The organism is Streptomyces sp. MBT53 (assembly GCF_016654115.1).
Lineage (GTDB): Bacteria > Actinomycetota > Actinomycetes > Streptomycetales > Streptomycetaceae > Streptomyces.
Genome location: NZ_JAEQAZ010000298.1, coordinates 1 through 7,420 on the forward strand (window position 1 = coordinate 1; position 7,420 = coordinate 7,420).

Sequence of the window (7,420 nt, forward strand, 5' to 3'; positions counted from 1 at the left end):
GGATGGCACGGGGTGGGAAGGGGCGGGAGTACGACGAAGGGGCCCGCCCGGCGAACCGGTCGAGCCCCTTCATCATGCCCAGTGGCACACACCCGATGACCCCTGCCCGCTGACCCGCGATGGTGCACCGATCGCCGGTCGGGCCAAGGCTGTTGGGTGGGTCAGGCCTTCTTGGTCTCCCAGAAGATCTTGTCGATCTGGGCGATGTAGTCCAGCGCCTTCTGGCCCGTCGCCGGGTCGGTGGACGCCTTGGCGGCCGAGAGGGCCTTCAGGGTGTCGTTGACCAGCTGGTGCAGCTCCGGGTACTTCTCGAAGTGCGGGGGCTTGAAGTAGTCGCTCCAGAGCACCGAGACGTGGTGCTTCGCGAGCTCGGCGCGCTGTTCCTTGATGACGATGGCGCGCGCCTGGAAGTGCGGGTCGTCGTTGGCGGCCATCTTGTCCTGCACGGCCTTCACCGACTCCGCCTCGATGCGGGCCTGGGCCGGGTCGTACACACCGCAGGGCAGGTCGCAGTGCGCGCTGACCTTCACCTTGGGGGCAAACAGGCGGGAAAGCATGGAGCGTTCCTTCCTCGTGATCGTCTTCTCAGGTGGGACATTACTCCCTGGAGAAGCTGATTTCGCGAGTGCCCCCATGGGCTTAGGACAAAAGTACGGGGTCGGACTCAGACTGGTGGAGGATAGGACCGGGGAGGTGCCGGGGATGCCGGAGCTGTCGCAGGAGACCGAGCGCGGGAGGGCCGTACTGCCCTTCGGGACGGCCGAGGTGACCGGGCCGTCCATGGTGCCGACGCTGGTCCACGGGGATCTGCTCGTGGTGCAGTACGGCGCCAGGGTCAGGCCCGGGGACGTCGTCGTGCTGCGGCATCCGTTCCAGCAGGATCTGCTGGTCGTCAAGCGGGCCGTGGAGCGGCGGGACGGCGGCTGGTGGGTGCTCGGGGACAACGCGTTCGCGGGCGGGGACAGTACCGACTACGGCGCCGTGCCCGAGGATCTGGTGCTGGGCAGGGTGCGTTTCCGGTACCGGCCGCTCAAGCCCGGTCAGCGTTCGCCGTTCGCGCTCGCCCGCTGGGTGCTCTCGGCCGCCAGGCCCGTGCTCTCCGACCGGTCGGCCTCCAGGCGCTTGCGGGCCCGGTAGGCGGCCACGTTGGCGCGGGTCGCGCAGCGGTCCGAGCAGTAGCGCCGGGAGCGGTTGGTCGAGGTGTCGAGGTAGGCGTTGCGGCACGGGGGCGCCTCGCACAGGCCCAGGCGGTCGACGCCGTACTCGGTGAGGTGGAAGGCCAGGCCCATCGCCGCGATGGCCGCGTAGCCGGCGGTCGCGTTCGACGGGTGGTCGGCGAGGTGCATGTGCCACAGCGGGCGGCCGTCCTCGTCCCGGAAGTTGTGCCCGGAGATCTGGGGGCTGACCGGGAACTCCAGGAGGAGTGAGTTCAGCAGGTTCACGGAGAGGGTCTCGTCGCCGTCGTCGGCCGCCTGGAAGACCGCCCGCAGCCGGCCCCGGACCGAACGGAAGCGCGTGACGTCGGCGTCGGTGGCGCGGCGGGCCGCCTCCTTGTTGGTGCCGAACAGGTCCCGTACGGCCTCGACCGAGGTCAGGACGTCCTTGCCCCGGGCCGGTTCCTCGGTGTTGACGAGGCGAACGGCATAGTCCGAGTAATAGGCCAGTTCCACTTGTAGTCCTTACGGAGGCGCTCTATGGTCGTGGATGCGGTCGGGTAACAGCTGATCGTGCTTCCAGGGTATTACGAGAGTGGCATTGCCACAGTGCGTGGACAGGGGATCCTCATGACGACCGGTGTCGGAACAGACTGGCAGTCCTGGCAGGAGAGCTGGGACCGGCAGCAGGAGTGGTACATGCCCGACCGGGAGGACCGCTTCCGGATCATGCTCGACATGGTCGAGGCGAGCGTCGGGCCCGAGCCGCGCGTCCTCGACCTCGCCTGCGGCACCGGCAGCATCACGGCCCGGCTGCTGGCCCGCTTCCCGAACGCCACCAGCACCGGCGTCGACCTCGATCCCGCCCTCCTCGCCATCGCCCGCGGCACCTTCGAGGGCGACGAGCGGGTCTCCTTCGTCGCGGCCGACCTCAAGGACCCCGGGTGGACGAGGGCGCTGCCGTACGACTCGTACGACGCGGTCCTCACCGCCACGGCCCTGCACTGGCTGCACAGCGAACCCCTCGCGGTCCTCTACGGTCAGGTCGCGGGACTCGTCCGCGACGGCGGTGTCTTCATGAACGCGGACCACATGATCGACGAGTCGACGCCACGGATCAACGCGGCCGAGCGGGCGCAGCGGCACGCGCACATGGATCGGGCCAAGCGCGAAGGCGTCCTCGACTGGGCCGAGTGGTGGCAGCTCGCCGCCCAGGACCCGGCCCTCGCCGGACCGACGGCCCGCCGCTACGAGATCTACGGCGAGCACGCCGACGGCGACATGCCCTCCGCCGCGTGGCATGCGCGCGTACTGCGCGAGAAGGGGTTCGGGGAGGCGCGGGCGGTGTGGTGCTCGCCGTCGGACACGTTGCTGCTGGCGCTCAAGTAGGCCGACTTCTCCGGCTGTTGGCGTGTCGGCGGTGTTGCTCACTTGCGCAAATGGGCGAACGTCGTGAAATGATCTCCGCCGACGGGCGGCCGGTGGGCCGTCAGGGAACGGAGAGGACGAGCCCGCGATGCAGCTCAGGAGGTCCGCTGCGGTGGCAGCGATGTGCGCGGCTCTGGCGGCCGCGGGAACGACCGCGGCGCCGACGGCCTACGCCGAGGGGAACGGGGGGTGCTACTCGTACACGGACGTGGACACGTATCCCAACGACACCACCCTGATCACCTGGAAGGCCTGTCTGAGCAAGAAGGCCACGCGGGTGGGGCACCCCTTCGCGATCGTCTCCATGGGAAAGAAGCACCCGAAGTGCAAGATCCTGATCACCGCCGTCACCACCGGCGAGAAGATCGTCTCCAAGAAGGTCTACCCGTGCCCCACGGGCAAGGTGGTCAACAAGCGCTACGACGGCCCGGACTTCAAGGGGAAAGAGCAGTTCACGACCTTCGTGCACATGTACGGCGTCACGACGGAGGGCAACCTGTCCCCGCGCAGCCCCTGGCTCAATCTGCGCTGACCTGAAGGGCGGTTGCCGCCCACCCCGGCCGGGGCAGGCGGCAACCGCCGTTGGTCGGGGACGAGTCAGAGCACCTTGGACAGGAACCCCTGCGTCCGCTCGTGCTGAGGGTTCGTCAGGACGTCGCGCGGATGGCCGGATTCGACCACCACACCGCCGTCCATGAAGACGAGGCTGTCGCCGACCTCGCGGGCGAAGCCCATCTCGTGCGTCACGACGATCATCGTCATGCCGGACTCGGCGAGGTCGCGCATGACGTCCAGGACGTCGCCGACCAGCTCCGGGTCGAGGGCCGAGGTCGGCTCGTCGAAGAGCATCAGCTTCGGGTCCATCGCCAACGCCCGCGCGATCGCGACCCGTTGCTGCTGGCCGCCGGAGAGCTGCGAGGGGTAGTTCTGCGCCTTGTCCGACAGCCCCACCCGCTCCAGGAGCTGCATCGCGCGCTCCCTGGCCTGCCCCTTGTTGACGCCCCTGACCTGCACCGGCGCCTCGATGATGTTCTCCACGGCCGTCATGTGCGGGAACAGGTTGAAGCGCTGGAAGACCATGCCGATGTCCCGGCGCTTCACCGCGACCTCACGATCGCGCAACTCGTAGAGCTTGTCGCCCTGTTGGCGGTAGCCCACGAGTTCACCGTCGACGTACAGCCGGCCGGCGTTGATCTTCTCCAGGTGGTTGATGCACCGCAGGAAGGTCGACTTGCCGGAACCCGAGGGGCCGATGAGGCAGAACACCTCGCCGGACTTCACCTCCAGGTCGATGCCCTTGAGCACCTCGACCGGGCCGAACGACTTGTGGACGCCCTCGGACTTGACCATCGGGACCGACGGGTCGGTCGTGGCGGACTCGGTCTTGGTGAGCTTGTCGGTCATGCCGCTGCTCCCTTCGGACGGCCGATGGACAGCAGGTTCGCCCGGATCTTCTGGAGCGGGGTCGGCGGCAGCGCGCGGCTGGAGCCGCGGGCGTAGTACCGCTCGACGTAGTACTGCCCGACGCTCAAGACGGACGTCATGATCAGGTACCAGGCGGCGGCGAGGAAGTACATCTCCACCGGGGCGCCGGAGTTCTGGCCGATGTCCTGGGCGTAGCGGAATAGTTCTGGATACTGGACGGCCGCCACGAGCGAGGTCGTCTTCAGCATGTTGATCACTTCGTTGCCCGTCGGCGGCACGATCACCCGCATCGCCTGCGGGATCACGATCCGGCGCAGCGTCTTGGCGTGGCTCATGCCCAGCGCGTGCGAGGCCTCGGTCTGGCCCTCGTCGACCGCGAGCAGGCCGGCGCGGCAGATCTCCGCCATGTACGCGGCCTCGTTGAGGCCGAGGCCGAGCAGTGCCGTCAGCAGCGGCGTCATGAAGGCGGACCAGTAGTTCTTGTAGATCGGCCCGAGGTTGATGTAGTGGAAGACCAGGCCCAGGTTGAACCAGAGGAACAACTGGACCAGCACCGGGGTGCCGCGGAAGAACCAGATGTAGAACCAGGCGATCGACGAGGTCACCGGGTTCTTCGACAGCCGCATCACCGCGAGGCCGATGCCGCCGACGATGCCGATCACCATCGACAGGACCGTCAGCAGGAGGGTCTTGTAGACACCGGTCATGATCCGGTGGTCGAAGAAGTAGTCCGGTACGGCATGCCAGTTGATCTGGCCATTGCCGAACGCGTAGATGATCGAGACCAGGATCGCGATCGCGACGACGGCCGAGATGTACCGCCCGTAGTGCTTGACCGGAATGGCCTTGATGGTCTCCGGGGCGGCCGGGGGTGTGTCCTGCGGCCCCGGCGCCCGGTCGATGTCAGTAGTCACGGATGTTGCCTCTCAGCGACGGCGGATCCGCGGTCACTTGCCGCCGTTGATCACGGACGACTTGACGGCACCGTCCTCGGCGCCCCACTTGGTCAGGATCTTCTGGTACTCGCCGCTCTTGATCACCGCGTCCATCGCGGCCTGCAGCGCGTCCCGCAGCTGGGTGTTGCTCTTGGCGACCGCGATGCCGTACGGCGCCGCCTCGACCTGCTCGCCGACCAGCTGGAAGTCCTTGCCGCCGCCGGAGGTCTTCACCGCGTAGGCCGCGACCGGGAAGTCGGAGGAGGCCGCGTCCGCACCACCGGAGCGCAGGCGGGTCTGGGACTGCTGGTCGTCGTCGAAGGGCTCGATGGTGATCTTCTTGCCGCCCGTACACTTCTTCGACTCGGACTTGGCGAGGTCCTCGGAGACCGTGCCGCGCTCGACGGCGAGCTTCTTGCCGCACAGGTCGGCCCACGAGGCGATGTTCTCGGTCTGGCCCTTGCGCGTGTAGATCGAGACACCGGCGGTCAGGTAGTCGACGAAGTCGACGCCCTCGCCGACCTTCTTGCCGGTGTCGGGGTCGACACCGTTCTGCCGGTTCTTGTTGTCCGTCATCGCGGACATGGCGATGTCGTAGCGGTTGGAGCGCAGACCGGTGAGCAGGCCGTCGAACGTGCCGTTCTCGAACTCGAACTTCACGCCGAGCTGCTTGCCCATGGCGGCCGCGAGGTCGGGGTCGAGGCCTACGACGTTGCCGGAGTTGTCCTTGAACTCGACCGGCGCGTACGCGATGTCCGAGCCGACCTTGACGACCCCCGCGCTACGGATCGAGGCGGGCAGCTTGGAGGCCAGCGGCGCCGAGCTGGTGGACGCGCTGCTGGAGTCGTTGTTCTTCTTGGTCTGGTCACCGCAGCCGGTGAGCAGCAGGGCGCCGGCGACCGCGATCGCACCGACCGCTGTGAGCCGGGTGTGCGCGGCGGTCGTACGACGGGTGAAGCGTGCGGTCATGGTGGGTTCCTCCGGCGGATGGATGGCGGTGCCGACGGGTCGACGAGAACACACACCTTCGGGTGTCGCGACCTCGTGTGATTAGGGCATCTTGCCATTCGGACTGAACCATTCAGGGGACTCCCTATGTCAAAATCGGATAACGGGTGAACCCCGAAACGCATCAGGTCGGTACATCAGGACGCCCTGATCACGAACCATCTGCTGGAATCACTCCTTCCGGCCGGAAGATCTTCGGCATGTCTCACGATGTGATCGATCATCGTTCCGTCCCCGGCCGACGAGATGTGACCTTGCGCCTATTGGACTCGTCCTCGGTGCCGTCCGTCCGGTAAGAAGGTTCTTTACACCCCTCATCCGGGGCTCAGGGCGCGTGTGCGGCGCGCCCGTCGCGCAGGTGCTCGTACGCATCAACTCTCTGGGCCCTGCGCGGTGCCCGCCCACCCCTCACCAGGGAGTGGCCACCCTCAAATCAATGAAGACCTAAGGGGTAAGACAAAGTGGCAGCGGAGATCGTCAATCCTCGCAGCGACAGCAGTACGGATCAGGACGGCGGGGCCGAGCCCCTCGATTCCTTCGATCCTGCGTTCGCGCTGCACCGCGGCGGCAAGATGGCCGTGCAGGCCACCGTGCCGATCCGCGACAAGGACGACCTGTCCCTCGCGTACACACCCGGCGTCGCGCGCGTGTGCACCGCCATCGCCGAGCAGCCGGAACTCGTCCACGACTACACATGGAAGTCGTCCGTGGTCGCCGTCGTGACGGACGGTACGGCGGTGCTCGGGCTCGGCGACATCGGTCCCGAGGCCTCCCTCCCCGTCATGGAGGGCAAGGCGATCCTGTTCAAGCAGTTCGGCGGCGTGGACGCGGTGCCGATCGCGCTGGCCTGCACCGGCGTCGACGAGATCATCGAGACCGTGGTGCGCCTCGCCCCCTCCTTCGGGGGCGTCAACCTGGAGGACATCTCGGCGCCGCGCTGCTTCGAGATCGAGCGCAGGCTCCAGGAGCGGCTCGACATCCCGGTCTTCCACGACGACCAGCACGGTACGGCGATCGTGACGCTGGCCGCGCTGCGGAACGCGGCGAAGCTGACCGGCCGCGAGCTGGGCGACCTGCGGGCCGTCATCTCCGGCGCGGGCGCGGCCGGGGTGGCCATCGCCAAGTTCCTGCTGGAGGCCGGGCTCGGCGATGTCGCGGTCGCCGACCGCAAGGGTGTCGTCTCGCGTGACCGGGACGACCTCACGCCCGTCAAGCGGGAACTGGCCGAGCTGACCAACAAGGCGGGGCTCTCCGGGACGCTGGAAGCGGCGCTGGAAGGTGCCGACGTCTTCATCGGCGTCTCCGGCGGTACGGTCCCGGAGCCGGCCGTGGCCTCCATGGCCGAGGGCGCGTTCGTCTTCGCCATGGCCAACCCCGACCCCGAGGTGCACCCCGACGTGGCGCACAAGTACGCGGCGGTCGTCGCCACGGGCCGGTCCGACTTCCCGAACCAGATCAACAACGTGCTGG

9 protein-coding genes are annotated in these 7,420 nt (G+C 67.8%); 4 read left to right on the plus strand and 5 right to left on the minus strand.

Annotation, left to right across the window (positions count from 1 at the left end; translation table 11 throughout):
- Positions 1-161: 161 nt before the first annotated feature.
- Positions 162-557 carry a superoxide dismutase, Ni gene (gene sodN / locus JHN45_RS48675; protein WP_019058247.1) on the minus strand — a complete coding sequence of 132 codons (396 nt, stop codon included), beginning with the start codon at positions 555-557 and terminating at the stop codon, positions 162-164.
- 145 nt (positions 558-702) lie between these two features.
- Here sodN and sodX point away from each other — a divergent pair, with 145 nt between their 5' ends.
- Positions 703-1,137, plus strand: coding sequence for a nickel-type superoxide dismutase maturation protease (sodX, locus tag JHN45_RS48680; RefSeq protein WP_201055890.1), 435 nt, complete (start codon positions 703-705; stop codon positions 1,135-1,137).
- Here the strand turns inward: sodX and JHN45_RS48685 are convergent.
- Positions 1,041-1,670 carry a CGNR zinc finger domain-containing protein gene (locus JHN45_RS48685; protein ID WP_200710792.1) on the minus strand — a complete coding sequence of 210 codons (630 nt, stop codon included), beginning with the start codon at positions 1,668-1,670 and terminating at the stop codon, positions 1,041-1,043. The two genes, sodX and JHN45_RS48685, sit on opposite strands and share 97 nt — an antisense overlap.
- Before the next feature lie 114 nt (positions 1,671-1,784).
- On the opposite strand from JHN45_RS48685, the gene JHN45_RS48690 reads away from it, so the two are divergent.
- Positions 1,785-2,543, plus strand: coding sequence for a trans-aconitate 2-methyltransferase (locus tag JHN45_RS48690; RefSeq protein WP_201055892.1), 759 nt, complete (start codon positions 1,785-1,787; stop codon positions 2,541-2,543).
- A gap of 127 nt (positions 2,544-2,670) precedes the next feature.
- Positions 2,671-3,114: a hypothetical protein gene (locus JHN45_RS48695; RefSeq protein WP_201055894.1), complete on the plus strand. Its 444-nt coding sequence runs from the start codon at positions 2,671-2,673 to the stop codon at positions 3,112-3,114.
- 65 nt (positions 3,115-3,179) lie between these two features.
- On the opposite strand, the gene JHN45_RS48700 is transcribed toward JHN45_RS48695, so the two are convergent.
- From JHN45_RS48700 to JHN45_RS48710, 3 genes are read right to left on the minus strand one after another with little or no spacing between them, the layout of a single operon-like run.
- Complete coding sequence (locus JHN45_RS48700) at positions 3,180-3,932, minus strand: amino acid ABC transporter ATP-binding protein (RefSeq protein WP_200710843.1); 753 nt, start codon at positions 3,930-3,932, stop codon at positions 3,180-3,182.
- Positions 3,933-3,982: 50 nt separating this feature from the next.
- Positions 3,983-4,921, minus strand: a complete 939-nt coding sequence (locus tag JHN45_RS48705; RefSeq protein ID WP_200710789.1) for an amino acid ABC transporter permease — start codon at positions 4,919-4,921, stop codon at positions 3,983-3,985.
- Positions 4,922-4,954: 33 nt separating this feature from the next.
- Positions 4,955-5,911 carry an ABC transporter substrate-binding protein gene (locus tag JHN45_RS48710; RefSeq protein WP_200710788.1) on the minus strand — a complete coding sequence of 319 codons (957 nt, stop codon included), beginning with the start codon at positions 5,909-5,911 and terminating at the stop codon, positions 4,955-4,957.
- 500 nt (positions 5,912-6,411) lie between these two features.
- On the opposite strand from JHN45_RS48710, the gene JHN45_RS48715 reads away from it, so the two are divergent.
- The coding region (locus JHN45_RS48715; protein WP_201055896.1) for an NADP-dependent malic enzyme at positions 6,412-7,420 on the plus strand (1,009 nt) is incomplete at its 3' end.